The organism is Arthrobacter sp. KN11-1C, from assembly GCF_052180225.1.
Taxonomy (GTDB): Bacteria; Actinomycetota; Actinomycetes; order Actinomycetales; family Micrococcaceae; genus Arthrobacter.
In genome coordinates this window covers 3,411,459-3,436,083 of the sequence record NZ_CP197467.1, presented here as the reverse complement: position 1 = coordinate 3,436,083, position 24,625 = coordinate 3,411,459, and the positions used below count along the sequence as shown (strand labels likewise).

Sequence of the window (24,625 nt, the reverse complement as noted above, 5' to 3'; positions counted from 1 at the left end):
GAGGCGCATGTTTATCTCCATCGGGGAGCAGGCATTTCCAAAACCGGACGAGCGGTTTGTTTAAATTAGGCCATAACACGCCCAAGGGTCAACCCTTGGGCGCGTCTGTGCTTAGGTGTCGATGCTGGCCATGTTGGGGTAACGGGCTCCGGCGGTAGAGCCTGCCGGGGCCAGCTCGTCCAGGCGCTTCAGGTCGTCTTCGGAGAGTACGACGGCGGTGGCCCCCAGGTTCTCTGCCAGGCGTTCGCGCTTCTTGGTGCCGGGGATCGGGACGATGTGCTCGCCCTGTGCCAGCAGCCATGCGAGGGCCAGTTGACCGGGCGTGCATTGCTTCTGGTCGGCGAGTTCTTTCACCCGGCCCACGAGTTCCAGGTTGCGCTTGAAGTTCTCGCCTTGGAACCTAGGGGAGTGCCGGCGGAAGTCGTTCTCGGCGAAATCGTCCTCGCTGCGAATTTGGCCCGTCAAGAAGCCGCGCCCCAATGGGCTGTACGGAACGAATCCGATACCCAGCTCAGCCAGGACCGGGAAGACCTTCGTTTCGGGCTCCCGCTCCCAGAGCGAGTACTCGGTCTGCAATGCGGTGATGGGATGCACGGCGTGCGCGCGTCGGATGGTGTCTGGTGCTGCCTCGGAGAGACCCAGGTGCCGGACCTTTCCGGCCTGGACCAGTTCTGCCATGGCGCCCACGGTGTCTTCGATGGGGACGGACTTGTCCACCCGGTGCTGGTAGTACAGGTCGATGTGGTCCACGCCAAGGCGTTGCAGACTGGCGTCGCAGGCGGAGCGGACGTATTCGGGCGTGCCGTTGACGCGCAGGAAGGATCCGTCCTCGCGCCGTTCGTTCCCGAACTTCGTGGCCACAACGACGTCGTCGCGGCGGCTCGCGATGGCCTTGCCCACGAGCTTCTCGTTGGTGAACGGCCCGTACATGTCGGCGGTGTCCAAGAAGCTGCCGCCAGCGTCGAGGAAGTCGTTGATGGTGGCAAGGGATTCGCGGTCATCCCCTTCGCCGTAGAACTCGCTCATGCCCATGCAGCCGAGGCCGAGGGCAGAAACGGTCAATGAACCAAGCGTGCGGTTTTCCATAGGGTTCTCTCCTAAAGATGGCAGAACGTGCTGGACGGCAGGACGGTGCTCAGAGAGGGATGCAGGTAGGGCCACTATAGGCACGTTGGGCGAAGGGGGACAACGTGGGTTCGAGTTCAGTGGAAGGCGACTGACGCCGACTATCGCCCGAACAGTTCTGCGTCCAGTTGGTCGAGGGCTTCGGGATACCCGGCCACGTCGATGGGTCCGTAGGTGGTCTCGAGTGAGACCACCCGGAAACCTGGGCCGAAGTTGACTGCCGCGAAATCCGACAGCTCCAAGTGCCCGCGGTCCAAGGGCATGCGCCCATTGACAAGGAAAGTAGCAGGGCTTACCCATGGACCGTCCCGAGACTCATTTGTCACGAAGTCAACAAGTGGGGCGCGTACGGAAAGCAAGCCCCGCACCCAGCCATTGGCTACGCCTCCGGGCAAGGGTTCGGGCGAACGAATCCAGCATTCCGTCCACCCGCGCCGTCGCCATAGCTTGAATCTGAGTCGGCTAATCACGCGGGCTACCGCTGACCCAACCACCCATGTGGCCACCAAAGTGAAAAAGAACATGGGAAGTGACTTAGGTTTTTCCCAGCCGAGTGAAAGCAGAACGATCCAAGCAAAAGACGCGCCAACGGCATAGCCGAGGCCGATCGTCAGTATCCGCTCCAACCTCACTTGCTTGCCGGTCATGCCACACTATAGGCCCGGGTCCCACCCGTTGTCGCAGACTTGGCCCCACTGGTGCTGATGTCCGAACGGGCCGCGGACAACGGTGGAAAGTAAATTGGTGCTGGAATACGACGTGCCGTCCGGACAATTCGACCAGCAAAAAGGGAACAGGAATAGGGAAATGAGCGAAACCGCGCTGCGTGCCGCGAACGTCGATTTGATGGTGGCGCGGTGACCGCCCGGCTGCGGGTGTGCCTGCCCGATCAGAAACTCCTGGACGCCATGGAACCTTCCGCCGACGTCGAGTTCGTGGTGTGGGACCTGACCTGTCCTGCCCCGGCCGACGGCTTCGACCTGCTGGTGCCGCCGTACATGGGCCGGCCAGATGCGCTTACGGCGCTGGACGGCGTGACGGTTAGGCTCGTGCAGAGCCAGTCGATAGGGTACGACGGCGTCGCTGACGTCTTGCCGTCGGGATGCGTATTCGCCAACGCGGCCGGCGTCCATGAGACGTCGACGGCGGAACTCGCCTTGGGAATGATGATCGCCAGCCAGCGCGGGATCCCGGACTTTGTTCGGAACCAGGCATCCGGAACATGGGCAAACGGCCAGCGCCCCAGCCTCGCGGACCGCCGCGTTCTCCTGCTTGGCTACGGGGGAGTGGGGAAGGCCATTGAAGCCAGACTCTTGCCCTTCGAAACGCACGTGACGCGGATGGCAAGCCGAGAGCGGGACGATGAACAGGGCCGGATCTTCGGCATCGACTCACTGTACGAACAGTTGCCGCTCCACGAGATCGTGGTGGTCAGCGTTCCCCTCTCCGAGCAAACTCGTGGGTTGGTGGATGCTCGGTTCCTCGCCGCCATGCCGGACAGCGCATTGTTGGTGAACGTGGCGCGGGGTCCGGTGGTGGACACGGAAGCCTTGCTACGGGAGACGTCTTCGGGACGTCTACGTGCTGCTTTGGACGTGACCGACCCGGAACCACTGCCGGCCGACCATGCCTTGTGGACGGTGCCCGGTGTGCTGATTACGCCGCACGTAGGCGGGGCGAGCTCAGCGATGTTCCCCCGGATGGTCCGGCTGATCCAGAAGCAGATCTCGTTGCTGTTGGCCGGTGAGGCGCCGGTGAACGTGGTGCTGGGCGAGGAGTCAGTTGCGACGTAGCTGACTTCGCGGGCAGCCGGAACGGATGGACTCGGGCATGCGGTTGACACCGACGAAGGAGCCGTCGTGGCCGCATTCGGTTCAGAACTTTTTGGCCACGACGACGTCGGCCGGTAGCCGGCGATGACGAGCTTTCGTTGGTGAAGGCCCCGAGTATCCACGGTATCCAACAGGATGGGGGAGGAGGGACAACGGGTGCGTGGTGGGCCGCGGAAGCCTTGCTTGTGTTCGCGCAGGCTCGGCGGCGGCAGGAGTGACGACTCCCGAGCTATCCTGGGCAGATGGCCGCAATTGGGGAAACCGACACAGTGAATTTCGACGCGAAGTTGCGGCGTGAGGCGATGGCATGGCTGACGGTACGTACTAATGATGGCGAGGATTGGCTCACCCGAGAGGACATCAAGGACTTCACTTTGGACGGGGAGCCAAGAAGACTTCAGGCCACGCAGACGGGGATTTGGAAGCCGCGGGATCTTCAGGCGGCACTTTCGATCCAAACCGTTTACAGGGCGCCTGGTAGGGAACGCCCATACAACGATGAAATGGGGGCGGACGGGCTCCTTCGCTATGCATGGCGTGGAGATGACCCGGAGCACCCGGACAATCGCGCGATGCGGTCCGCCATGGAGCAGCAGCTACCTCTTATCTGGTTCTTCGGAGTCGGGATGGGGCCTGCCGTTTTTCAACCGGTCTTCCCCGTCTATCTTCTTTGGGAAGAGCCTGAACTCAAGCAATTCGTCATTGATCCAAACGTTGATCGAGGGCTCATCAGCAAGGAAAGCCCGATAGAGGAGCACCTTCGTCGATATCTCACCGTGGAAACCAAACGACGTTTGCATCAACCTGTTTTTCGCTCGACCATACTTCGCGCCTATAGAACCAGGTGCGCCGTGTGTGCCTTGGCCCACCGAGAATTGCTCGACGCAGCCCATATCGTTCCAGACTCGTCAGAACTGGGTATTGCTTCTGTTGTAAACGGTATGGCGCTGTGCAAGATTCACCATGCTGCTTTTGACGCGCACATTCTGGGCATTCGTCCAGATTTCATAGTGGAAGTTCGAGACGACATTTTGGCGGAAGTCGATGGCCCAATGCTGACTTACGGGATACAAGCGAGACACGGTCAACGTCTCATGGAGCTGCCGCAAAACCGTCGAGAGTACCCGAGCCGTGATTTGCTCGAGCACGCCTATCAGGATTTCAGGAGCGCTTGAGGGCTTGTTTCGGAAGTTCCCGTTGCGGCCCATCGCGCCACCGGCGTCTGGAGAGCGTGACAAGCCCCACCCAGAGGCAGGCTTGCATCAAACCGCTGCAACCTAGGTCGCCCTTATCCCAAGAAAGTCTCCTGCCTATCCTTCTGTGCGGCGCACGGTATTGATCGCTGCGTAGTCCCAGTTGTGCTTTTGTCCGAGTTGCTCTCACGCTCAAGCAGAGGAAATGGGCTCAACTCGGATTACTTTTGGGATCACGGCAACAAAGCGTTCGGCAGAGTCTGCCTGCTGCTCAACGTCCTCCACCGTCAGGTCGAGGGGAAAAGAGGCGAAGTCCCGATGCATCAATTCGTTCCGCGTCCTGCCCAGGGTCAAGAAATCCTTTACTGAGGTCGCAAGCCACTCATGAGATTCAAGCTGACTTTTGAAGTTTAACGCGCACTCCTCGCCAAACAATTTCATGAAATACGTGGCGGTGTTCTCCTTCCACGCGAACAAAGTGTGGTACTGACGTGAAAGGGCCTTGTTCACGACGAAAAGTGTAGCTGAATCGTGAGTGGTGACCTCTTTATAAAAGTCCTCAATGTGCCTTGTGATCTCAGCTTCGAATCTACTTGCCGTGGCTACAACGAGAATTTTGGGTAGGTCAGTCTGGTATACATTGAGCAGCGACCACTCCTTGGCATTCTGAAGCTGCTGTCTAATCTCGACCCGCTCGCGAATGAAAGGTGACATCGACATCGGCGGGATCCTACCGGGTTCCAAACAAATGTTGCCGAGCTAGTTTGATCCTTTCGCCGACATTCTTTGTGTCCGTGGTCTTGTCGGAGGTAGCCGAAACAAAACCTGGATCCTGCATTAGTTTGCGAAGGGTGACCTCATTCAAGACGCCGCCTCCTCCGCCTTGCCAGTAAGCCGCATAGATCGCCTCGAAGACAGGAACACTGAAACGACCAGAAATTAGGAATACGGTCCGGTCAATCTTCGATACGTCCGCGATGAAGTCCTCAAAAAACCTTGCCCGCGAATCGACATCGGCCCTGTCGTACTTACGCGTTCTGTCCGCATATCTATTCAGGAAGCGCACCATAGAAGGCTTGTAAGTTCCTGAATCGTCCGCCATCGCAAGAACTCGAAGAATGATCTCGATATCTTTGAGTTTCGGATCCGGCGTTGCGGCGCCAATGAGCTTCCGCCAGTTCTCCGACAGGTTTAGATCGATAATCCGCTCCATGAGCGCCGAGTCGGCGAGACTCATACGAATCTCCTGCGGTGTCAGGTTCACGCCTGTGGTGTTTAGCCTATTGAAGATTTCGTACACGGCCCCCCGACCCTCCGGGTTCACCTGCTTTATGATGACATTCCGCAGGGTGCGCATACCTAACTGGATTTTTTTATCGCCAAGGGTTTCGTACTTCGCACCATGGAGAGGATTCATGGGGCTTCCGTCGGGCGTGGGTAGTGCAAGCTTGAACGGTTCAAAGAGTTCGTCGTTCTGGAGGACGCTATTCGGAATCGCTCCCTGTATTCCCCAAAAATCACGCAGGCGCGGCTTCGCTGCTTTGCGTGGAAACCTTCCAACCATGAAGAAGTAGATCGACATCAACCGCTGTTGACCGTCGATGATCTGAAAGGAGTTTCGCGCCTCCTCGTATAGGAATACTTGCGGTACAGGGAGCCCGAGGATCAAGGATTCGATAAGTTTCGATGCTCGAGGCCGGTCCCATACAAAGTTCCTTTGATACTTCGGGACCTTGACGGCGCCTGTCTCCAGGAAATTCTGAATGGTCAGCACATTGAAATCGTTCGGCGTCGAGACCAGGTCGTATTCCGTAATCGGTACGTTCTCGGCCTCATCAGTCTCGGGGTCGAATACATCGAGTTCGAAGGGGTCGATTTCGAACGAGGCAAGCGGAGATTGTTGTTCAGTCAATGAAGATCCCTTGAAAGGTGACGTATCCAGATAGCCTCATAGTAGCCATCGGCGAAGGTGTTGGTAGCCACCAGAGGACAACGAGTTCAGTGTTTCTTGCCGACTTCCGGCGCGCCGGGGACAGTGGGGACGACCTACCGATGCCCGCGTCTCAAGCGCAGCCGGCCAGCCCGAGGCACCACCTCTAGGGGCCGAACAGAAGGCCTGCGCTGCGATCAGCGGAAATATGCGAGAAAACCACTTCAGAGATCTGTGCGTGACGACGGCCACCGCAGCACGACTGACGGGAGTCATACTGACTGCGGTTATGCACAGATCGGGTTCCAGCTAGATAGGCCTTTGGCGAGCGCGGATACCGCGGGAATCAAGGACGGGTATCCCGGTCGCTTCCCTCAACCTACAGGCCCCCGGCAAGTCGAGATGTGATAGCGGGAAGGTCTGAAGGCTTCGCTCCGAGTCTCGAATTTAGGCCCCGTGCCATGTCCGGTTCGAGGTCACCCCTGGTACCGGCGATCCGGTGCAAGTAGGCAGCTTCATGACCCAGTCATCCAGATCGCAAGGCATGCAACAGGCCGCTAAGTTGTTGCCAATTCAATCCCCCGAAGGGTTAGGCTGACATAGCTTGGTTAGGAGAGTTGGTCAGCCTTTGAGCTGCTGCTGACGGCCCATCCTGAAAGAAAGATAAACCTGCGAAAGGCCGTCTCCGTGTGGAATCGGGCCAATCTCCGTGTGTTTTGAGCGAATCTCCGTGTGAAAATCGCGAAATTCAGTGTGGAAGAACCGGCGTCTACGTGTTTAGGTCCACGTGTGTCTACGTGTTCGGCACCGCGTCGTCAGGCCCGCGACGGAACCACCGCATGAAGTGAACGCACCCGCCCGGGTGCCGCCCGCCGTCGTGCACCAAAACACCGGCGACGCAACCCGCCGCCTACTCCCCGGAACCAGACTCCGGCAGCTCCTGCGTCCCGGACCCAGGTTCCTTCCTCGGAGACTCGCCATCCGGGCCGAACTCGTCGGAGTAGGGTGCGCGACCTTGGGGGGATGTGTCGATGAGTTCGTTGGCGGCCATCGACAGGAGGTCGCGTTGCAGGACGGGCAGGGAGAGGAGGCCTTGGAGGTAGGCTTCCACCTCGTACTCGCCAACTTCGCCGCCCAGGCTGAAGTACTTGAGCCAGAGGTCGCCGACGTTGATGCGGGCTGACTTCAGGGCAGCGGCCAGCATGCGCTGCTGTTGTGGTTCGTGCGGATCGAAGCCCATGGGGCCGGCCTTATTCCAGGGCTGCCGGAATCCCGGCGACGAGATCGGCACTGATCTGGCCCAAGGTGCTGTTCTGGAGCCGGGCCCGGCGCATCAGTTCGGCAAGGGCCATGTCAACGGTCAAAGAGTGGCGCTGCATCAGTATGCCGCAGGCCCGGTTCACGAGGTCGCGACTATGGAGGGACTCCGCAAGGGCTTCACTGATGCGGTGGGGTGCTTCGCTGGCCTGGATATTCGCAAGGAGCGTTGCAGCCGGGGCGGCAAATAGCTCCAGCACCCGGGCGGAGTCTTCGCCGAAAGCGTCGGCGCAGTCCGAATAGATCTTCAAGGCGCCGATGCATTCTTGCTCTGCGATCAAAGGTGTGCTGACGACGGAACGGATGGGCATGTCCCTCACGGCGTCAGTCCAGTCCGGCCAGCGCGGATCCGTTGCGACGTCCCGGACGATCACCGTTTCCTCCATCGCCCAGGCCGTCAGGCACGGTCCCTGGCCCAATTCATATTGGAGGGCGTCCGCGCGGGTGACCACTTCGTCCGTGGACGCACTGCTGGTCCGCCTGCCCCTCGAATCCAGCATGGAAACCCCTGCGCCGGTGGTCCCGGAAACTGAGTCCTTGATGGCACGGGCCAGCAACCGCACGGCGCGGTCCACTTTCTCTTCCGTCAGCAGCAGGCCCTGGATTCGCGCAATAACGGTCGACAGTTCATCCAGCGGTAGTTTCCGCGCCATAGTCCTCATTCATCTAGGTCGAGTGCATCGAGCCGCAAGCGTTCCTATGTAAGAGAATCCATGACGGCAGTTGGTGCGCTGTTCCTAGCTTAGTCCGCACCATTCCCCACCCTTTGGCTATTCGTCGAAGTAGGGCGCCGGATCCGTCTCACCCGAAACGGAGGCAATCACGTTTGCGGCAATATCCCGGAGTTTGACGTTTCGACTGTTCGACGCCCGGGTCAAAACCTTGAAGGCCGCGTCGCGGCCGCATCGGTTCTGCGCCATGACAATTCCGACGGCGGTGTCGATCGTCGAGCGGGACTGCATCGCTGCGGTGAGATCGTCCCGGGCGTTACGCAACTGGGAGATCATCAACGCCAGGCGCAGGGACTTCGCTGCGCTCCCTGCGAATTCTTCCGCAGCCGTAATGTCCGGTCCGGAAAACCCATGTGGAGTGGTCGAGTAGAGGTTCACGACGGCGTCTGCCTCACCGGCCAGGTCAAGGGGGACTGCCAGGATGGATCCAATGCCGTTCCGCCAAACAGCCTCCATGTAGTCACCCCAACGGCTTTCGTGGCGGCTGTCGACTACCAAAACTACTGAATTGTGCCGAAGGGCGGTGAGGCAAGGCCCGTCGCCGAAATCAATCTGCAGTTGGTCGAGCGCGCCCACTCTTTCATCGCTGCTGGCGCCGATGATGCCTTTTTTCCTCGTGATGACAGTGACGCCGCATGAGACGGCGTTGGAGGAAGAGAAGAGGGTGATCGCTGCCAAAGTTGCCAAGTTAGCAAGGAAATCGTCAAGGTCGACGCTTTCCAAGACAAGCTCCTGGAGGGTGATGCCAAGGTCCTGGTTCGGGTGAGCGGCCAATCCATTCAGTGCATTGCTGGTTGGCCTCGGCTCTGAGTTGGTCATGAGTCTGCCATCCTGTCGGTGTCCAATTCCTGCATTGCCAACGCCAGAAGGTTCATTTGGGATGGCGGGAGTTCGCCGAGCTCATGAAGGTAGGCGTCAATTGCCACTTCATCCACATCGCCCCCCAATCCAAAGAAGTAGGTCCACACACCCGCCAAGCCTGTGTTGCCTTCGAGATACCACTTGGCGGCGATTCTCCGTTGTGCGGATGCCCACTCAGGAAGACCCATGCCCGGCCCCTCACGATTATTCACGGGATACACCCGGGGAAGTCCAATCCCGGGGGACTGATGCGTTGAGGATGTCGGTGGCGATGTCATGAAGACGCCGACTGCTGTTCCGTGCCGCAAGCTGAAGCAGCTCCATCGCGTGGTCCCGTCCACAACGGTTCTGGAGCATGATCAAGGACAGCGCCGCGTCCACCACTGAACGCGACTGCAGGGCAGATCGCAAGTGCTCCGGGTACGGTTCGGGGACATGAAGCCTCAGCGCCAGCCTCAGCGTCTTCGAAATTGTTTCGGCATGCTCCAGCACCCGGGAGACTATGGCCGGGTTAAAGGTCCCGGGCGCATAGGCGTAGCAATTCAAGGCTGCGCGTGACGAAGAATCCGTTCGGATCGGTACCGCCAGAACGGACCGAATACCTTCGCCCGCCACTTGGAGGGCGTAATGCCCCCAGCGGTCGTCGGCCCGCAGGTCATCAATCAGCACGCGATGTTGGTGACGCAAGGCAGTGAGGCAAGGGCCGTCGTCGAACGCGTATTGCTTTTCGTCCAAGCGCTGCGCCGCAGCGGTGCTGCTGGCCACCGTTGAGGGGCCGTCGTCCCGCTCGACCGTGATGGCGCACAAAAGGGGTTCCCGGCCGTCCAACAAAGATGCTGAGATGGTGGCCAAGCCCAGAAGGAATTCGGTGAAGCCCGGACTTTCAAGCAGGAGATCCTGCAACTGTTCCGTAGTGGGTACTGAGTCGTTGCTGGCCATGCGGCCTCGATTCCAAGGATGCCCGGGACCCCCAACCCGGACCTGTAGCCGCACCCGCTCTCGCGCGGCACAGCCCTGATATTCAATCCCCGGACCCGAACGACCCATCCCGAAATCTCCTAATTCGACACTACGCCCTCGTGCGGCCTTTGGACACGAGGCCCCAATTGCCCGCGTTCGCCAGGGAGGTTGCCGGTCGAAATATAGTCATTTTCGTTGACATGACGTAAGTCACTTTTTATATGCTGGAATAGGTCAAGCAGCTGGCTTCTCGATACAAGACGAGGAGGTCAGTCTTGGCACCCATTCAACCCAGTCACCCCCATCTCCATGGTCAAAGGGCCGGCCATCTCGATGTTCGCGCTGTGCGGCGGGGTGCAGTTTGGTCGCAGGAGACCTCGAGTGAACCTTGGCGGGGGTATCTCCCCAGGCAAAGCGCGGTCCAGCAACTGTTTCGGCGGTGGCCATCCGTGCCTTCGCGCGAATTGGAACGCATCCGCCTCGTGCTTCTTCACTGTGATGAACTAGCCCACCCGGCCGCCACGCACCGACTCTCCGAACCGGCCCAGGCGCTGCTGGACCTCGTGACCAGCGAACTCGAGCGGCGACGGGAATCGGGACATCATCAACCGTTCAACGGTAGCCCGGCTACTGACCATCCCGGACAGCTCAAGCTTCCCCGCGGACGCCGCCAGGGCGGACTTCTCTGAGTTTGGTGCCCGGGCTGGCTGTTACTTCTTCGCCGAACGCGGTTTCGCGGCTTTCGGCGGGAGAGTCGCAACGTAGGCGAACGCCTTCTCGACCCATTCCGCCGTTTGTTCGTCGTCGCCGGCAAAGGCTTCGGGGAGGCTGACGTAGCCGCCCATGGCGCGGCCTTCCGGGCCGAAGGGAAGCGTTTGGTGGCTGGCCTCCAGAGCCTCGCGGTCGTCGTCGGAAAGTTTGACGCCGATCATCGGGCCGAACAGGCCGGCGAACATGTTGCCGTTCACGAAGGCACCGAGGTTGCCGAACATCGGCTTGACGACGACGTCAGGGTTCTCCGGCACCACCGCGCGGAAGCGGTCTTTGTCGGCGTCGGACGGTTTGGGCATCTGCATGAGTCTGCTCCGGGGTAGGGGATCGAAAGCCTAGGACTGCATGCAGCATACGACGGCGGGATGCGGGCTGCCAGCGCCGGGGCACCGTGCCCCTTGTGAAACAAGGAAAGTAGGATGGGCCCATGTCGAGTGCACCGGAAAACGAAGCTGCAGGCCTGCTTCAAGGCATTCTGGACCTTCAGTCTGTTCTGGTGGGTGCAGAGAATGCATCTGAATTCCTTACCGGGCTCACCAAGCTCGCTGCCGCCTCGATTTCTGAAGCTTCCGGCGATGAAATCGAATGCGCAATCACCGTCAAAGTCAGGCGCCGACCCCTTACTGCTGCAGGCAGCAGCTCACGCGCCGTGGACATTGACCGGTTTGAGCAGGCTATCGGTGACGGGCCCTGCATCGCGGCACTCCGGGAGATGTCCCCTGTGATCATCGACGACGGTTCGACAGATCTGCGCTGGCCGGCGCTCACCCAGAAATTCGCCGAGATAGGCGTTCACAGCTCGCTGGGGATCCCCATGGAAATCAGCGAGGACGCCAGCGCCGCGCTGAACTTTTTCGCATCCAAGCCAGGCGCGTTCACCCCGGATGTCTTCGATAAAGCTGTGGGCTTCGCCGCCGCTGCCCGCAACATACTCCACCTGTCCGTGCGCATCGACTCCGCCCACCACCGGGCAGAGGACCTGGAGTCAGCCATGCAAAGCAGGACCGCCATCGACGTCGCCTGCGGTGTCATCATGGCGCAAAACAGATGCTCGCAGGCGGAAGCGATGGAAATCCTCACCAAGGTCTCCAGCAACCGCAACCGCAAACTACGGGACATTGCCACCGAACTGATCGAGCAGCTGTCCGGGAACAGCATCGAAACGCACTTCGACGGGTAGGAGCAGGCCACGCTTGGGTGCCGGGGCAGTTTGGATGGTCCCGGCGGAAGGCGCTACTTGTGGATGGGCTTGTTCAGGGCGAGGCTGATGGTCTGGCCGGGAGCGATCTCACCGGTGGGTAGGTCTGCGAAGGCGTACCAGACACGGTCGGTGCCGGTGAGCGGGCGGTTCGCCCACTCCAGATCAGGCATTCCGAATCGGAAGGAGATCTGGCCTTCGGTGTCCCCGGGCGCAGTGGTGTAGGTGAGCGGGATCCCGTCGGCGTCGGCTGTGAAGCTGCCTTGAGCCCCGTCGATCTTCAGCTCTCCTGGTATCAGTCTCACCCTGGTGCCTGCGGGGATGGGCTTGTCAGCGCTGAGGGACGGGTTGTACTGGAGCAGTTGGGCCGTGGTGGATCGGAATTTGTAGCCGAGGCTGTCGAAGGAGTCCCCGTCGACGGTCGTGTAGAAGATGGTTTGCCCGGATGAATTGGTGACGGCCGTACCTGTGCCGGACCTGCTGTCAACGGGATTTTTCTGTAGCTGGATGTGCTTCCCGGCACGGAGAAAGTAAGTGTTGCCCTTCTCGTACACGTACGGGACCTTGTTCGCTTCCGCCAACTGCTCCTCCGTGATTCCGAACCGGTAGGTGATCCCGCCAAGGGTGTCCTTGGGTTCGACGACGTAACTGGTGGGGATGCCGTTCCCGTCGACTGTGGCGTTCCCCTTCGCGCCGTAGATCGGACCCGGCGCCGGGATCAACCGAAGCTTCGTATTGGGTGCCAACGCGTTCACGGGCTGAAGCCCATTGAATTCCGCGATTTCCTTCTCCGTGATGTGGAATGATGCGGCCACCGCTGCAACAGTGTCTCCGGAGACGGTGGTGTAGTAATCCACGTTTCCAAACGAATCGGAAACAGTGGGCCCGGCCAGGGAAGACTTCCCGGCGTCGGACGGTGTCGCCATAGCGGTGACGCTCGGCGCCGCAACGGTGTTGACCGGACCCGTTACCAAACTCGAGGCCACGAATACGCAGGCCGCGACCGCAGCCAGCGCAAGCCCCGCAGCGGCGAAACGCCCCCAATGGCGTTTGGCCGGTGTGCGGTGGAAGGTATGGACGGACCCGCCGACTGCGATGTGGGTGACATCCGAATTCACGAAGGACCGAGACCGATCGCGGCTATGGTCTAGTTCCTCGTCGGTGATCATGAGCGCAGGATCGGCGGCTGAAAGCAGATCGGCGAGGGAAAGGTCCTTGCTCACTCCGTTGCTCCTTCTGGCATTCCCTGCTCCTGAAGTATTCGGCCTAGTTCCTTGCGGGCCCGGTGCAGCCGCATTCGCACGGCAGTCGCCGTCGTATTGAGGAGTTGGGACACTTCGACGGCGGTGAGTCCGTCCCAATACGTCAGCAGCAACACTTCGCGTTCCTTCGGACCTAAGTGGTCGATAGCATCCCGCACGGCGGTTTCCTCTGCGGGGGTCCCGGGGATGCGCTCCGACCGCAAAGCACCGATAAGCCCAGCAAACCGGGACAGCGACCTGTCGTGGTTTCGGAGCACGTTCTTGGCTATTCCGAAAATGACCAGAACCGGGAGCTCGGCGTCCTGTCCGGACTTCTCCCAAGCGATCCTGAAAACTTCAGCGCACAGATCCTCCGCCGTGGCTGCGCCGTCCGTCCTGCGCCGAAAATAGCGGTAGATACGGTCGTGGGACCCCGTGTGAGCGGCAAGGAACCGTTTTTCCCTCTCCAGATCCACCCGTTCCCCCATTGTTTGCAAGCTCATGCCCAGTTAATGTCCGGCAGCCAACAAACTGTAACGAGAATCTCGAAAGAATCCGGCCCTTTCAGAAGGTGCGCGGCGAGTCACGAAGCGAGGGGCCAGCGATCGATCGGCGGGTCGAGGTCTTCCAAGTGATTGAGGATTCCGAGGACGTGGACGAAGCAAGATCAAGGCTGTCCGGTGGGGGCTGAACTGGCACCATTCGGGACCGCACCGGCCTGTGCTAGAGAAGAACTATGAATCAGTGGACGACTGCGCCAGTTCCCGGCTTTCGAGTCGAAGTTCCAACTCGCTGATAACTAGTCCCGCCAGGTCCTGCAGGGTCGCCATGTCAGTTGCGGACATTGTTCGCGGGACCGTGTCGAGTATGCACATGGTTCCGAGGTTGTATCCATCACGAGTCTTCAATGGTGCCCCGGCGTAGAAACCAAGGCCGAAGTCCCCGGCAACGAGGGGATTCGTGAGTGTCCGGGGGTCTTCGGGAGCGTTCTCCACGACCCAGACGTCGCCCTGCAGGATGGCTGAAGCGCACAGGCCCGGGTCCCTGGGAATTTCCTCGGCCGTGATGCCGTGGTGGGACTTGAACCAGATTCGGTCATGGTCGACGATGCTGACGATTGCTATCGGTACGTTGAATAGCCTGGCCGCCAGGGCGGTGATTCTATCAAAGGCGCCGTCGGGCGGGCTGTCCAGTATCCGGTATTGGTGCACGGCGGCCATACGGGCGATTTCGTCGTGGGGAATGATCGAGGGGGCCACTTTGTGCCTGGCCCGGCCTGCGGAGACCTGATCGAACAGTGCCTTGGATGCTTCGCGTGCCGTGGGTCGCTGCAGTGGGTCGGCGGCGGTCATGGCGGTCAAGAGTGTCTTCCAGTCGTGATCCATGTCTTTAGGGATGTGCGGATCCCGGATCAGCCGGGCGACGGCGCTCTGGATCGGGTCTCCGGGAAAGGCGACCTCTCCGGTAAGGCTCTCAAGCAGGACGAGGCCGAGGGAGTAAACATCGCTGGCGGGAGTAACCGGTTCGGCCCGGGCTTGTTCAGGACTGAGGTAGGCCGCGGTCCCCAGGACTCCGCCGTCGGTGTCCCGCGGCGATTCGGACATTAGGGCGATGCCGAAATCGGTGAGTTTCGCGCGTATCCGCGCAGCGTCCTGATGGTAGTCAAAGATCATGATGTTGCCAGGTTTGACGTCCCGGTGAACCACACCGTTGCCATGGATATAGGCCAGAGCGTCAGCCACGTCGTGTCCGATCTGTGCCGTGTGGCGCGGCCCAAGGACACCCTGGGCCAGATGCTGCTTCAAGTCCGGGCCCTCGATGAGCTCCATCACCAGATAGACACATGGCTCACCGGGCCCGTTGCTGTCAACGCCTGCATCAAGGAGGGTGACCAGTCCGTGGTGATTCATGCGGACAAGGACCTTTACTTCGTCGTCGTCGATGGCCGCCGCCACGCCGTTGCGGGCTGGTTTCCTGATGATTTTGACTGCTACGTCGCGCCCAAGAAAGACATCAGTGGACCGATATACGATGGCCATCGCTCCGGACCCGATGCGCTCGATCAGACGGTATCTGCCCCCGAGGGGTGCATCGCCGTCGGCCTGTTGTTTCATGCGGTATCCCTTACTCTCCTGGACCGCAGGAAGACGGAGCCCCGAACGGGGAATTGAAGAAAGATTCCGGTTCCCTTGGCGTTTGCGCTCGGGGACGCGGAGTGGAAAGCAATCGGTCGCGGGAGCGAACCCGGCCTGAGTCAGAAATTTGGTCTAGCTTTCACAGTCCTCCGGTAAACATGCCGGAGGACTGTGAAGTTCGCGTATTGCGACTCGCCTCGGTTGGTGGTCAGCTGTTGAGCCGCTAAACGCGTGACCTGCCGCGGATGAAGTGGAAAATCAGAACGATCACGGCGACAACCAGAAGGATGTGAATGAGCCCTCCGCCGATGCCGCCGATAAAACCGAGAAGCCAGAGAACGGCGATGATGATGGCTATCCAAAGCAACATGTGAATCTCCCTTGTTTGTGTCCGTGCCCTGGCCGGCGGCCTAGAGCACTCATTGGTAAGCATACTTACTAATGAGGTTTGTGGGGGTGGTTAGTGCGGTTTTTCCATTTGGAAGCCGCACCGACACCGAAGGACCCGGGTGCGGAGGTAGGCGCCGAGGAGGTCCGTTGCGAGCGGTTGGGTCGAGAGTGGTGTTAGTGACGTTCTCAGGTCCGGGTTGCTCGGGGCCATGGGTTCCCCGCAGTGGATGTACTCGGCGCCCAGATGAAGGACGTCATCCTTAACGGGGGAGCGGGCCAAGACTGGGGCGACGAGGCCTGCGGTGGTGGACAGCACGCGTGCTCCGCCGCATCGGGTGCAGGTGAAGGCAGCCGCGAGGGTTTCTTTGCGGTGGTCCATGATGGCGATGGAGTCCACGACGAGGTCCAGATCGGTGTCGCAAGTCGCGCACCACGGTTGCGTGCCGCGGGGCTGGTGGGCGTCCCGGGGGATGTAAGTGCTTGAGATGGTGCTCAACGGTTCAGGCCAGGTCCGGATAGCTTGCCAGGATGTAGTCGGCGGCTGCCGGGCCCGTCATCGCCAACCCGTTGCCGACCGGGTGGATCCCCTTCGCCTTCAATGCTGCCCAAAAGATGTTTTCGGGCAACGGCACGGATTGCTTCAGCCAGCACCAGCTCGTGTACAGGCCGTAAAAGCAGTCCCGTCCGAGAGTGGAGTCGGACCGGTCGTGAGTGGTGATGGTGGCTTCTGCAAGGAATTGGTCGAACTGGATGTCGGCCGTTTTAGCCATGGGGTCCCTTTGCGGGTACGTTGCGTGCTGCCATGTCGTTTTAGCAGCGGAGTGGTCGCCCGGTTCTGTGGAATTCTGCGGTTCGGGCGGGCTATGCGTGGTGCGCAGTCACGGACTTAGGAAATGGAGCGCACGGCCGGTGGCGGTGCGTTGAAGTCCGCCTCGATTAATCTGCCGGCGAACCTTACTACAATGTAGACTTTACGCGTAGACTACAAAGTAAGCAAGCGTATTTCCTTCCAAGAGCCGCGATGGAACGATCAGATCAGGATGTAAACCCATGCCTCCCCCAGAGTCTCCGGCCAATCCTTCCGCCGAAGGTGCCGGCGACAAGCCCGCCGGGCAGAAACCCAGGCTGAGCCGGGACCTCGTCCTGTCCGCAGCCCTGGCACTGGTGGACGCGGAAGGACTGGACGCCCTCACGATGCGCCGTCTGGGGCAGGAACTAGGCCGGGATCCGATGAGTCTCTACCGGTACGCGGCCAACCGTGCGGCGCTCCTGGACGGAGTGACAGAGCAGGTCCTGAAAGAGCTTTCCGCCTTCCCGGACCACCCCGACTGGCAGGCACAGTTGCGGCAGATAGCCCACGATCTGCGTCTGTTGGCGCTGCGGCACCCGAACGTTGTGCCATTGCTCGTCACCCGCCCACTGTCGACGCCCTTGGGCCTGCGCCCGCTGGGCACGCTACGCCCGCTTGAGCAGATCCTTTCGTTGCTGATCGACGCCGGCTTCGCCCCGGGCGACGCGCTGCACGTCTACCGGGCGTACTACGGCTTCCTGTACGGCCACATTCTCAATGAACTGCAGGAATTCATCGTGGACCCGGAGGAAAACGAAGCCCTGCTCCGCCTTGGCCTCCACCGCCTGCCCGCGAAGGAATTTCCCCGGCTTCGCGCCCTTGGCCCGGTGCTCGCCGACTACGACGGCGCCGCCGAACTGGACCAAGGCATCAGCATCCTGCTCGCCGGACTCGCAGCACCCCTCGTCCACGAATAGACTCGCGGAATGAAGCTCCGGGGACAACTTCTGATCGCGCTAGGTGTGCTGGCCGTTTTCCTGGCCTTGGCTGTGTTTATCCGTGGGGGTCAGCACCATCTGTTCCGCGGTCGGCCACGCCTACACAGGCGATGTGGAGTTGGTGTTTGCACACGAGCCAACGTCGGTTGCGACATGCTTCGGTGAGGGCTGCACTCCGGCCCCGGTAACCAAGAAACTGGACGGCAGGTGGCTGGTGCCCCAGTCTGCGCCCTACCTGGTGCCGCCCGTCAGTCTCACTTCTGTCTTTGTGGACGCGGTGGACTCTTCGGGTGCGTCGCACGGCAAACTCTTGCTGCCCAACGATTCTCTTTACGCACTCTGCCGGCCTATCTTCTGTTGGTTGTGGGTAGCCTGCTGTGGACTGGGTGGGGCCTCGCAAAGGTTGCAATGAACCTGTCTTCGCCGAGATTCCGGAACGCCCTTCCAAGCATCCGCAAGGGATTATGGAAACCGATTTAGATTCCTCTACGGCTGAATAGATAAGCCAGCGTTCCCTATGGCGTGATGCGCCCCGCCACGCACCCCGCAACAAACTCCGCATCCACGCCCACTCCGCCGACGATCGACGAGTAATGCCCCGTCAACCACGGGAGCCCCACCGCATACAGCCCCGGCTGCTCGGTGACGCCGCGGACATGTCGCGGATAGCTCCATGCGTCCAGGACTGGAATGTCCACGAAGCTGAGGTCGAGCTGGTAACCGGTCGCCCAAAGCACCGAGGTGATGTTCTCGGCGGCCAGGTTGACCCGCGCCGGTGACGAAGGAGGCAACCAGTCGTCCGCCGGCGCCGGCAAAGCCGCAGGCGCATCGATCCCAGCGGCGGCGATGTAGGCGTCGAGCGCCCGGCCCATGCGCTCGCCGAACCCGGCCTCGACTGTTGCCAAGCGGTCGGGGAGGTCGTCCGTGAAGGTGAGCTCGCCGTCGTCGGCTGCTTCCAGGTGGCCGTGCAGCAGGACGCCCTGGCGGCCGAGCTCGCGGAGATGGATGTCGTGGCCGCCGTTGGTGCCGGAGAGCAGGGGATTGCAGGCGAACCGTGCCGCGGGGGAGGGCAACTGCCCTACCGTCAGGGCGTTGACCCCGTACTCGGGCCCGTGGATTCCGGCTTGCAGGAGCCAATAGAGGATGTCGTGCCCGCGATACCGGCGCGGCGCCTCCGGACACATCGACACAGCCAGATGCACCTCGCGCCCGGCCTCAAGCAAGTCTTCCGCGATCTGCCCGCCCGACTGCCCGGTTCCGACAATCAGCACGGCACCTTCGGGCAGTTGCTCCGGATTGCGATAGTGATGCGTGTGGAGCTGCAGGACACTCTTTGGGAGTCCGGCGGCCAGGGCTGGGATCTTTGGTTTTTGATACGCGCCGGTCGCCAGCACCACATTGCGGGCCAGCCAGCCGCCGTCGGAAGTTTCAACGCTGAAGCGGCCATCCGACGTCGAGATCCACGTGACGTCCGTGCCGGTCCGGACCGGGGCGTCGATCCTCCGCGCGTAGTTTCGAAAGTAGTCCACGGCGTCGTCGCGTGCCATGAACGCGTCCGGTTCGGGCCCCGCGTACGGCATTCCCGGCAGGGCGAGCGAGAAGTTCGGCGTGTTCAGCACGAACGCGTCCCAGCGATCCTGCCACGCGCCACCCAGCGCGGGTCGCCGTTCAAGGACCACGTGCTCGACGCCGGACCGGCTGAGAAAGTAGCTCGTGGCCAGTCCCGCTTGGCCTCCACCGACAATGAGCGTGTCGATTTCGAGGGGGCGGTTTCGTTGCGCCGATCTGTTCTGTTGTGCGGCTCTGGGCGGGGCAGTCTCCATGAGCGATCCTTCCGGTCCCTTGGCTGAACTTTACGCCGCGCGATTCCGGTGCGGGAGGTGGACAGCACTGTCAGCTCCGTGGTTGCGTGGAACCGTCGCCATTGCCGCCAATAGGAGGAACAACAGTGAGCAAGCTAGCACTTATCACGGGCGCGAGCTCCGGAATCGGCCAGGCATTCGCCGAACGCCTGGCCGCCGACGGCTACGATCTGGTGATCGTGGGCCGACGGCAGGAACGCCTGGAACAGTTCGCCGATTCGCACCCCCAGACCGCGGTCCGGACCGTCGTCGCCGACCTGTCAACGACGGCGGGTATCGACACGGTCGCCGGGATCTGCGCAACCGAGCCGGTAGCAATGCTCGTGAACAACGCCGGCGTCGCGCACTATATGCCCTTCGCCGAACTTCCTGCCGACAAAGCCACGGAACTCGTCAACGTCAAGGTCCTCGCGCCCACCATGCTCAGCCGGGCAGCAATCGCGGGCATGCAGGAACGCGGCGGGGGAACCATCATCAACGTGTCCGGCATGATCGCCTTCGGCGGACCGGCCCCGCACGCCCAGATGCCCCGCCGTGTTGTCTACGGCGGAAGCCTGGCGTACCTCGTCGCGATGTCCCAGACCCTCAACGCAGAGCTGGAGGGCACCGGAATCACGGTGCAGGTGGTGTGCCCGGGAGTGGTGGCCACCGAGTTCCACGAGCGCCAAGGCATGGACTTGAGCAGGATGCCGCGGATGAGCGCCGCGGACGTCGTCACGGCAAGCTTGCGCGGCCTGGAACTGGGCGAAACCGTGTGCGCACCGGGCTTGGAGGACGTCGGCCTTCTCGACGCCGTCTTCCAAGCAGACCTCGCCGCTTTCGGAGCGCAGAGCCCCGAGCTCGCCACACGGTATCGGTAATTCCGGGTATATCCGGCGAACGAAAGTTGATGCGATCCTCCGGAAACGGTCCTAGAGTGTTGGCCATGGCTATCGCACGCTTCCCGGTCGTGGTACTCGACTGTCCCGACCCCAAGACCCTGGCTGAGTTCTACAGCGCCCTGCTGGAGTGGAAAATCGAGCGGAACGACGACGACTGGTGGTCCATCCGCGCCGATTACGGTGATTCGCTGGCCTTCCAGAAAGTCGAGTCCTTCACGCCGCCACAATGGCCCGGCCAGGACGTTCCGCAGCAGATGCACCTCGACGTCGTGGTGGACGACCTCGACACCGCTGAGGCAGCTGTGCTCGAGCTCGGCGCGACCAAGCACGAGCACCAACCGGGAACGACATTCCGGGTGTTCCTTGACCCGGCCGGTCATCCTTTGTGCCTCTGCCTGGACTGACGACACATCGGTCAGGATCGGAGAAGCGGTCGGTGGGGGCTCGGCATAAAGTCGAAATCACAAAGCAACCCACCTCGCTGAAGGACATGCCATGACCGCCATAGAATCAGTCACCCTCGAAGTTCCCGACACCGCGGCCGCCACCGCTTTCTACGACGCCGCCTTCGGATTAGGCGAGCGGGTGCGCGTACGGGCCTCCGACGCTCCTACTGACGGCTTCCGCGGATTCACGCTGTCGCTCGTCGTGTCGCAGCCGTCCACCGTCAGCAGCCTCATCGAGTCCGCTGTGGAAGCCGGCGCCACGACGCTCAAGCCGGTCGAGAAGTCCCTGTGGGGCTACGGTGGCGTCGTCCAGGCTTCTGATGGCGCGATCTGGAAGGTCGCGACGTCGGCGAAAAAGGACAGCGGTCCGGTCACCCGGGAGGTCGACAAGATCGTGCTCCTGATGGCAGTCGCGGACGTTTCCGCGAGCAAGCGGTTCTATGCCGACAAGGGCCTCGCCGTGGGGAAGAGTTTCGGTAAGTACGTCGAGTTCGCCATGCCGTCGAGTCCCGTCCAACTTGGGCTCTACGCGCGACGCGCCCTCGCCAAGGACGCCGGCGTCTCTCCCGACGGCACCGGATCGCACCGGCTCGCGATCGGCAGCGATGCAGGCCCCTTCACCGACCCCGACGGGTTCGCATGGGAGCCGGCGTCGGCGTGAGGCGTGAGGGATGTCGCGGCTAGCCGCGCCTTACCGCGATTCCCATCGGAACCAGCGGATTCCGACGAAGGCGAACACCACGACGTAAGCGACGCACGCCAAGAGTGAGCCCGTGTCCTGGCCGCTCCAGGCCGACTGGTTCAGGACATCCGAAAAGAGCGTCATGAGGGCGCCCACCGGAGACCAATCGGAGATTGCCTTGATCGTGTCGCCGAGGATGCCGGTTCCGCCGAGGACGCCGAGGAGCAACAAAGCGATCATGAGCAGCCGGCCGATCGCACTGATGGCGTTGGTGGACCGGATCAACCCAACGAGGGCTTGTCCGATAGCCAGGAAGACGGCCGCCCCGAGTATCGCGAGGGCGATGACCAAGAGGTACTGGCCGACGCTCAGTGTCAGGCCATGAACGATTGCCCCGACGATCACCACGACGACGGAAGCGATCATATTGGTGACCACCTGCACGATGAGTCGGCTGGCCATGATCATCCAGTTCGGCGCCGGGGTGACCCGCAGCCTTTGTAGCACTCCGATGTCCCGATCGTGCGCGAGGGCCAGCGTGAATCCGAGCAAACACGACGTGAGCAGGCCAAGGGTCAGGGCCAGTCCTACGATCAGGGTAGATCCGCCGAGCCGAGATTGCCCCTTGCCGAACGTCGTGGCCACGAGGATCACGATCGGCAGCAGCGCGCTCAAGACGAGTGAGGTCTTGCTGTTGAGCATCACAATGGAGTCCGCACGAAGCAGTGAACCCATCGCCAGGCCGAGCGGCGGGCGGGCGGTATCGACCCTGGTGCTAGTCACGGATCTCACTTCCTGTCAGTCCGATGAAGACGTCTTCCAAGGTGGGCGCACCATGCGCTACGGAAAGCACGCGTGGATCCTCCCTGTGCTTATCGATCAGCTCCGATGGCTCCCCGACCGTGAGAAGCACCCCCTGGTCGATGATCGCCACCCGGTCACACACCGCCTGGGCTTCTTCCATGGAGTGGGTGGTGAGAAGAATGCTGTTGCCTTCGCCGCGGAGTTCCTCGATGCGACGCCACAGCCCGCGGCGTGACTGCGGGTCCAGTCCGGCGGTCGGCTCGTCCAGGAGCAGAAGAAGGGGATTGTGGATGGTGGCAATGAACAGCGCGAGCCGTTGCTGCTGTCCGCCCGACAACTGCTTGAACCGTTTGCCCAGTTCCTGCTCGAGCCCGATGGCCCGCATGCTCGTGGCGATCTGCTCACGCGAGAGCTTCACTCCGTAAAGCCCGCCGTAGAGCCTTGCGATCTGTTGAATGGTCAGTTCGGCCTGGAAACTGGAGGACTGCAGTTGCACCCCGAGGCGCGCCTTCGCGTCCAGCGGCTCTTCTTGAACGTCGATTCCGTCAACCAGCAGCCGCCCGGATTTCGGCTTGACCAAACCCTCGATGGCGCTGAGCGTGCTTGTCTTCCCTGCACCGTTCGGACCCAACAGGCCGAAGATCTCACCACGATGAATCTGAAAACTGACGCCGTCGACGACGGTCCGCTCGCCATACGCGACGCGCAAGGCGCTCACGTCCAAAACCGGCGGTTGTGCCGGCATATTCACTTCATTCATCGAGCCGCATCCCTCTCAGGCTGGCCAAGCCCGCTACGTCGCAGGGCACCGTTCCAGCGAGTCTATCTCCGGGAACCTGATGTTTTGATGGGAACCGACACGGCACGCTACAAAACCCGATCCGACCGTTTCCAATGCTCCCGCAGCAACGCGCCGAGCCTCATGAACGCGGCCATGAACTGATCAGACGGCAGTGACTCCAGCGCCTCATAGTCCTTCCCGAGCCGGACGTGTGCCGGACTCCAGTCCCAGCTTCCCGCCCACGCTGGCTCCATGATCCAGCGCTTCGATCAGCGCCCCGTACGCGGGTTGGGCCGGAAGAACGCTCCCAGGAATGTGGATTCCGAATCGGCACCATGGCGGAACTCTGCGCCGCTTGGGACTTCGGGGGAGGGGGAGTCGAGCTGTTTTCCGGGCGAGAGGACAGTGACCCCGGCTTCGAGGGCGGCGGCGGCAGATGAAGGATTTTGACAAATAGTAGCCATCCGCCCAAAGGCCTGTATGCTTGTAGCTGTTGTTGTGTTTGGCATTTGGTAGTTCAGGCAGTTCCCGCGGTTCATCAACCGCGACCTTCTGAAGTAACGGTGGAGAACACCCCACACCGGAGGCCCGACAGTCGGGACAACCTCCACCTTCAGTAAGGAAACTGAAAAAATGGCTACAGGTATCGTCAAGTGGTTCAACTCCGAAAAGGGCTTCGGCTTCATCTCCCCGGAAGATGGCAGCCAGGACGTTTTCGCTCACTACTCTGCAATTAACTCGGGCGGCTACCGCTCCCTCGAAGAGAACCAGAAGGTTTCCTTCGACGTCGAGCAGGGCCCCAAGGGTCCCCAGGCAGTAAACATCCAGGCTCTCTAAGCTTCGGATTTCAAAAAGCAGGGCCGGTCATCGACCGGCCCTGCTTTTTTGTGCCCTGTTTTGGGTTGAGTGACTACTTCGCGACGCGCAAATTACCCGGCGATGCGCTAAATCCCTGTCGACACCTGAATACGGGTGTCGACAGGGATTTGGCGTGTCGCCCAGCTTTTGCTGTAGCGCTCGTCCCTGGGCTTGGTGGGATCCGTCCCGGGATCGTTCTCGCTCGGATGTCGGATTCTGCTCAATCATTCGAATGGACAAGTTGCCGGGCCCGCGGAATCACGGGGCCGGCATCTTTGGCCAAGGGAATGATCCAGCAGAATCCGACGGCGTCCCGAGATCTTCGAACCAACTTCGGTTGCCGGGAGTCATTGCAATGCGGCAAGGCTCGGAAGCAAGCCGAACCGACGTAGATCCCACCGACCTGGACCTGGTCATGGCCCTCCCCGGTCACCGGGATCCGTGGGGCAACCTATCAGCGCCCGGCCGCAGCCCGGGCATTCCAGGGATATGCAAGAACCCCAGCCACCCCAAGCCTCCAAAGCTTGGATATCCCGTAATTCACCGCCGCAAATTACGGGGGATGCGCAAAATCCCTGGCGATACCGGAATACCGGAGTCGCCAAGGTTTTTCCGTGTCGCTCAAATTGCAGGACTGCTTTTCTCCACATAGACGAGAAAGCCTCTTGACGGGGCCCTCACGATCAGATCATTTGGCGCAAATTAGAATCTTTGTTCGATCACGAAAAAGAAGATTCGAATAAATATCCACATGTGCGAGGTTCGGCCTAGAGGCGGCCTCGAAACCCCCGTACCGTCGAAATCAAGAGACCGCCACCAGGAGAGCCATGGAGAAACCA

The 24,625-nt window shown here is 61.1% G+C and carries 28 protein-coding genes; 9 read left to right on the top strand and 19 right to left on the bottom strand.

Translation table 11 applies throughout. From position 1 onward, the window contains the following. Positions 1-111: 111 nt before the first annotated feature. Together ACSBOX_RS16065 and ACSBOX_RS16060 are read right to left on the bottom strand one after the other, a co-directional pair. Complete coding sequence (locus tag ACSBOX_RS16065; protein ID WP_442543338.1) at positions 112-1,086, bottom strand: aldo/keto reductase; 975 nt, start codon at positions 1,084-1,086, stop codon at positions 112-114. Positions 1,087-1,226: 140 nt separating this feature from the next. After that, positions 1,227-1,388 (bottom strand): hypothetical protein, encoded by a 162-nt coding sequence (locus ACSBOX_RS16060; RefSeq protein WP_442543337.1) that lies wholly within the window; start codon positions 1,386-1,388, stop codon positions 1,227-1,229. A 594-nt stretch (positions 1,389-1,982) separates the two neighbouring features. Between ACSBOX_RS16060 and ACSBOX_RS16055 the strand changes: the two genes are divergently transcribed. Next, a complete protein-coding gene (locus ACSBOX_RS16055) occupies positions 1,983-2,918 on the top strand; it encodes a 2-hydroxyacid dehydrogenase (RefSeq protein ID WP_442543336.1) in 936 nt (311 codons plus the stop codon). Between the two features lie 281 nt (positions 2,919-3,199). Next, complete coding sequence (locus ACSBOX_RS16050; protein ID WP_442543335.1) at positions 3,200-4,132, top strand: HNH endonuclease; 933 nt, start codon at positions 3,200-3,202, stop codon at positions 4,130-4,132. A gap of 210 nt (positions 4,133-4,342) precedes the next feature. Here ACSBOX_RS16050 and ACSBOX_RS16045 read toward each other — a convergent pair whose 3' ends face one another. The 7 genes from ACSBOX_RS16045 to ACSBOX_RS16015 all read right to left on the bottom strand — a co-directional run bounded on the left by ACSBOX_RS16045 (position 4,343) and on the right by ACSBOX_RS16015 (position 9,928). Beyond that, positions 4,343-4,870, bottom strand: a complete 528-nt coding sequence (locus ACSBOX_RS16045) for a HEPN domain-containing protein (RefSeq protein ID WP_442543334.1) — start codon at positions 4,868-4,870, stop codon at positions 4,343-4,345. Between the two features lie 10 nt (positions 4,871-4,880). Beyond that, complete coding sequence (locus tag ACSBOX_RS16040) at positions 4,881-6,062, bottom strand: DUF262 domain-containing protein (RefSeq protein ID WP_442543333.1); 1,182 nt, start codon at positions 6,060-6,062, stop codon at positions 4,881-4,883. Positions 6,063-6,990: 928 nt separating this feature from the next. Then, positions 6,991-7,320 (bottom strand): hypothetical protein, encoded by a 330-nt coding sequence (locus tag ACSBOX_RS16035; protein ID WP_442543332.1) that lies wholly within the window; start codon positions 7,318-7,320, stop codon positions 6,991-6,993. Positions 7,321-7,330: 10 nt separating this feature from the next. Further along, positions 7,331-8,050, bottom strand: a complete 720-nt coding sequence (locus ACSBOX_RS16030; RefSeq protein ID WP_442543331.1) for a GAF and ANTAR domain-containing protein — start codon at positions 8,048-8,050, stop codon at positions 7,331-7,333. Between the two features lie 117 nt (positions 8,051-8,167). Next, positions 8,168-8,947 (bottom strand): GAF and ANTAR domain-containing protein, encoded by a 780-nt coding sequence (locus tag ACSBOX_RS16025; RefSeq protein WP_442543330.1) that lies wholly within the window; start codon positions 8,945-8,947, stop codon positions 8,168-8,170. Beyond that, positions 8,944-9,177, bottom strand: coding sequence for a hypothetical protein (locus ACSBOX_RS16020; protein WP_442543329.1), 234 nt, complete (start codon positions 9,175-9,177; stop codon positions 8,944-8,946). The genes ACSBOX_RS16025 and ACSBOX_RS16020 overlap by 4 nt, the downstream gene beginning before the upstream one ends. 16 nt (positions 9,178-9,193) lie before the next feature. Then, on the bottom strand, positions 9,194-9,928 hold the full coding sequence (locus ACSBOX_RS16015; protein ID WP_442543328.1) for a GAF and ANTAR domain-containing protein: 735 nt from the start codon (positions 9,926-9,928) through the stop codon (positions 9,194-9,196). A gap of 470 nt (positions 9,929-10,398) precedes the next feature. On the opposite strand from ACSBOX_RS16015, the gene ACSBOX_RS16010 reads away from it, so the two are divergent. Beyond that, the gene (locus tag ACSBOX_RS16010; protein ID WP_442543327.1) at positions 10,399-10,638 is read left to right on the top strand and encodes a hypothetical protein; all 240 of its coding nucleotides are present in this window, start codon (positions 10,399-10,401) and stop codon (positions 10,636-10,638) included. A gap of 21 nt (positions 10,639-10,659) precedes the next feature. On the opposite strand, the gene ACSBOX_RS16005 is transcribed toward ACSBOX_RS16010, so the two are convergent. Further along, positions 10,660-11,025 carry a TfoX/Sxy family protein gene (locus tag ACSBOX_RS16005; protein WP_442543326.1) on the bottom strand — a complete coding sequence of 122 codons (366 nt, stop codon included), beginning with the start codon at positions 11,023-11,025 and terminating at the stop codon, positions 10,660-10,662. 122 nt (positions 11,026-11,147) lie between these two features. Here ACSBOX_RS16005 and ACSBOX_RS16000 point away from each other — a divergent pair, with 122 nt between their 5' ends. Next, entirely contained in the window at positions 11,148-11,900 is a 753-nt protein-coding gene (locus ACSBOX_RS16000; protein WP_442543325.1) for a GAF and ANTAR domain-containing protein, read from the top strand. Positions 11,901-11,953: 53 nt separating this feature from the next. Here the strand turns inward: ACSBOX_RS16000 and ACSBOX_RS15995 are convergent, their stop codons facing one another. From ACSBOX_RS15995 to ACSBOX_RS15970, 6 genes are all read right to left on the bottom strand, one after another. After that, positions 11,954-13,141: a LysM peptidoglycan-binding domain-containing protein gene (locus ACSBOX_RS15995; protein ID WP_442543324.1), complete on the bottom strand. Its 1,188-nt coding sequence runs from the start codon at positions 13,139-13,141 to the stop codon at positions 11,954-11,956. Beyond that, entirely contained in the window at positions 13,138-13,662 is a 525-nt protein-coding gene (locus tag ACSBOX_RS15990; protein WP_442543323.1) for an RNA polymerase sigma factor, read from the bottom strand. Before ACSBOX_RS15990 ends, ACSBOX_RS15995 begins: the two co-directional genes overlap by 4 nt. 231 nt (positions 13,663-13,893) lie before the next feature. Beyond that, positions 13,894-15,273: a GAF domain-containing serine/threonine-protein kinase gene (locus ACSBOX_RS15985; RefSeq protein ID WP_442543322.1), complete on the bottom strand. Its 1,380-nt coding sequence runs from the start codon at positions 15,271-15,273 to the stop codon at positions 13,894-13,896. Between the two features lie 244 nt (positions 15,274-15,517). Further along, the gene (locus tag ACSBOX_RS15980) at positions 15,518-15,664 is read right to left on the bottom strand and encodes a lmo0937 family membrane protein (RefSeq protein WP_442543321.1); all 147 of its coding nucleotides are present in this window, start codon (positions 15,662-15,664) and stop codon (positions 15,518-15,520) included. Between the two features lie 90 nt (positions 15,665-15,754). Then, positions 15,755-16,180 (bottom strand): hypothetical protein, encoded by a 426-nt coding sequence (locus ACSBOX_RS15975; RefSeq protein WP_442543320.1) that lies wholly within the window; start codon positions 16,178-16,180, stop codon positions 15,755-15,757. A 4-nt stretch (positions 16,181-16,184) separates the two neighbouring features. Then, entirely contained in the window at positions 16,185-16,454 is a 270-nt protein-coding gene (locus tag ACSBOX_RS15970) for a hypothetical protein (protein ID WP_442543319.1), read from the bottom strand. Positions 16,455-16,734: 280 nt separating this feature from the next. Here ACSBOX_RS15970 and ACSBOX_RS15965 point away from each other — a divergent pair, with 280 nt between their 5' ends. Further along, on the top strand, positions 16,735-17,451 hold the full coding sequence (locus ACSBOX_RS15965) for a TetR/AcrR family transcriptional regulator C-terminal domain-containing protein (RefSeq protein WP_442543318.1): 717 nt from the start codon (positions 16,735-16,737) through the stop codon (positions 17,449-17,451). Positions 17,452-17,987: 536 nt separating this feature from the next. On the opposite strand, the gene ACSBOX_RS15960 is transcribed toward ACSBOX_RS15965, so the two are convergent. Further along, positions 17,988-19,295: a flavin-containing monooxygenase gene (locus tag ACSBOX_RS15960; protein ID WP_442543317.1), complete on the bottom strand. Its 1,308-nt coding sequence runs from the start codon at positions 19,293-19,295 to the stop codon at positions 17,988-17,990. Between the two features lie 125 nt (positions 19,296-19,420). Here ACSBOX_RS15960 and ACSBOX_RS15955 point away from each other — a divergent pair, with 125 nt between their 5' ends. From ACSBOX_RS15955 to ACSBOX_RS15945, 3 genes are all read left to right on the top strand, one after another. Next, positions 19,421-20,194, top strand: a complete 774-nt coding sequence (locus tag ACSBOX_RS15955) for an SDR family NAD(P)-dependent oxidoreductase (protein WP_442543316.1) — start codon at positions 19,421-19,423, stop codon at positions 20,192-20,194. 65 nt (positions 20,195-20,259) lie between these two features. After that, on the top strand, positions 20,260-20,619 hold the full coding sequence (locus ACSBOX_RS15950) for a VOC family protein (protein WP_442543315.1): 360 nt from the start codon (positions 20,260-20,262) through the stop codon (positions 20,617-20,619). Positions 20,620-20,710: 91 nt separating this feature from the next. After that, entirely contained in the window at positions 20,711-21,322 is a 612-nt protein-coding gene (locus ACSBOX_RS15945) for a glyoxalase (RefSeq protein ID WP_442543314.1), read from the top strand. Between the two features lie 30 nt (positions 21,323-21,352). On the opposite strand, the gene ACSBOX_RS15940 is transcribed toward ACSBOX_RS15945, so the two are convergent. Continuing rightward, on the bottom strand, positions 21,353-22,126 hold the full coding sequence (locus ACSBOX_RS15940; protein ID WP_442543313.1) for an ABC transporter permease: 774 nt from the start codon (positions 22,124-22,126) through the stop codon (positions 21,353-21,355). Further along, positions 22,119-22,907 carry an ABC transporter ATP-binding protein gene (locus ACSBOX_RS15935; RefSeq protein ID WP_442543312.1) on the bottom strand — a complete coding sequence of 263 codons (789 nt, stop codon included), beginning with the start codon at positions 22,905-22,907 and terminating at the stop codon, positions 22,119-22,121. Before ACSBOX_RS15935 ends, ACSBOX_RS15940 begins: the two co-directional genes overlap by 8 nt. Before the next feature lie 654 nt (positions 22,908-23,561). Here ACSBOX_RS15935 and cspE point away from each other — a divergent pair. Beyond that, positions 23,562-23,765, top strand: a complete 204-nt coding sequence (cspE, locus tag ACSBOX_RS15930; protein WP_028266315.1) for a transcription antiterminator/RNA stability regulator CspE — start codon at positions 23,562-23,564, stop codon at positions 23,763-23,765. Positions 23,766-24,625: the final 860 nt, after the last annotated feature.

Bases quoted from the DNA above. Each gene is read 5' to 3' on its own strand.
- ACSBOX_RS16065 (WP_442543338.1), bottom strand. From the start codon at position 1,086: ATGGAAAACCGCACGCTTGGTTCATTGACCGTTTCTGCCCTCGGCCTC.
- ACSBOX_RS16060 (WP_442543337.1), bottom strand. From the start codon at position 1,388: ATGCCCTTGGACCGCGGGCACTTGGAGCTGTCGGATTTCGCGGCAGTC.
- ACSBOX_RS16050 (WP_442543335.1), top strand. From the start codon at position 3,200: ATGGCCGCAATTGGGGAAACCGACACAGTGAATTTCGACGCGAAGTTG.
- ACSBOX_RS16045 (WP_442543334.1), bottom strand. From the start codon at position 4,870: ATGTCGATGTCACCTTTCATTCGCGAGCGGGTCGAGATTAGACAGCAG.
- ACSBOX_RS16035 (WP_442543332.1), bottom strand. From the start codon at position 7,320: ATGGGCTTCGATCCGCACGAACCACAACAGCAGCGCATGCTGGCCGCT.
- ACSBOX_RS16030 (WP_442543331.1), bottom strand. From the start codon at position 8,050: ATGGCGCGGAAACTACCGCTGGATGAACTGTCGACCGTTATTGCGCGA.
- ACSBOX_RS16025 (WP_442543330.1), bottom strand. From the start codon at position 8,947: ATGACCAACTCAGAGCCGAGGCCAACCAGCAATGCACTGAATGGATTG.
- ACSBOX_RS16020 (WP_442543329.1), bottom strand. From the start codon at position 9,177: ATGGGTCTTCCTGAGTGGGCATCCGCACAACGGAGAATCGCCGCCAAG.
- ACSBOX_RS16015 (WP_442543328.1), bottom strand. From the start codon at position 9,928: ATGGCCAGCAACGACTCAGTACCCACTACGGAACAGTTGCAGGATCTC.
- ACSBOX_RS16005 (WP_442543326.1), bottom strand. From the start codon at position 11,025: ATGCAGATGCCCAAACCGTCCGACGCCGACAAAGACCGCTTCCGCGCG.
- ACSBOX_RS16000 (WP_442543325.1), top strand. From the start codon at position 11,148: ATGTCGAGTGCACCGGAAAACGAAGCTGCAGGCCTGCTTCAAGGCATT.
- ACSBOX_RS15990 (WP_442543323.1), bottom strand. From the start codon at position 13,662: ATGAGCTTGCAAACAATGGGGGAACGGGTGGATCTGGAGAGGGAAAAA.
- ACSBOX_RS15985 (WP_442543322.1), bottom strand. From the start codon at position 15,273: ATGAAACAACAGGCCGACGGCGATGCACCCCTCGGGGGCAGATACCGT.
- ACSBOX_RS15980 (WP_442543321.1), bottom strand. From the start codon at position 15,664: ATGTTGCTTTGGATAGCCATCATCATCGCCGTTCTCTGGCTTCTCGGT.
- ACSBOX_RS15970 (WP_442543319.1), bottom strand. From the start codon at position 16,454: ATGGCTAAAACGGCCGACATCCAGTTCGACCAATTCCTTGCAGAAGCC.
- ACSBOX_RS15965 (WP_442543318.1), top strand. From the start codon at position 16,735: ATGCCTCCCCCAGAGTCTCCGGCCAATCCTTCCGCCGAAGGTGCCGGC.
- ACSBOX_RS15960 (WP_442543317.1), bottom strand. From the start codon at position 19,295: ATGGAGACTGCCCCGCCCAGAGCCGCACAACAGAACAGATCGGCGCAA.
- ACSBOX_RS15950 (WP_442543315.1), top strand. From the start codon at position 20,260: ATGGCTATCGCACGCTTCCCGGTCGTGGTACTCGACTGTCCCGACCCC.
- ACSBOX_RS15945 (WP_442543314.1), top strand. From the start codon at position 20,711: ATGACCGCCATAGAATCAGTCACCCTCGAAGTTCCCGACACCGCGGCC.
- ACSBOX_RS15935 (WP_442543312.1), bottom strand. From the start codon at position 22,907: ATGAATGAAGTGAATATGCCGGCACAACCGCCGGTTTTGGACGTGAGC.
- cspE (WP_028266315.1), top strand. From the start codon at position 23,562: ATGGCTACAGGTATCGTCAAGTGGTTCAACTCCGAAAAGGGCTTCGGC.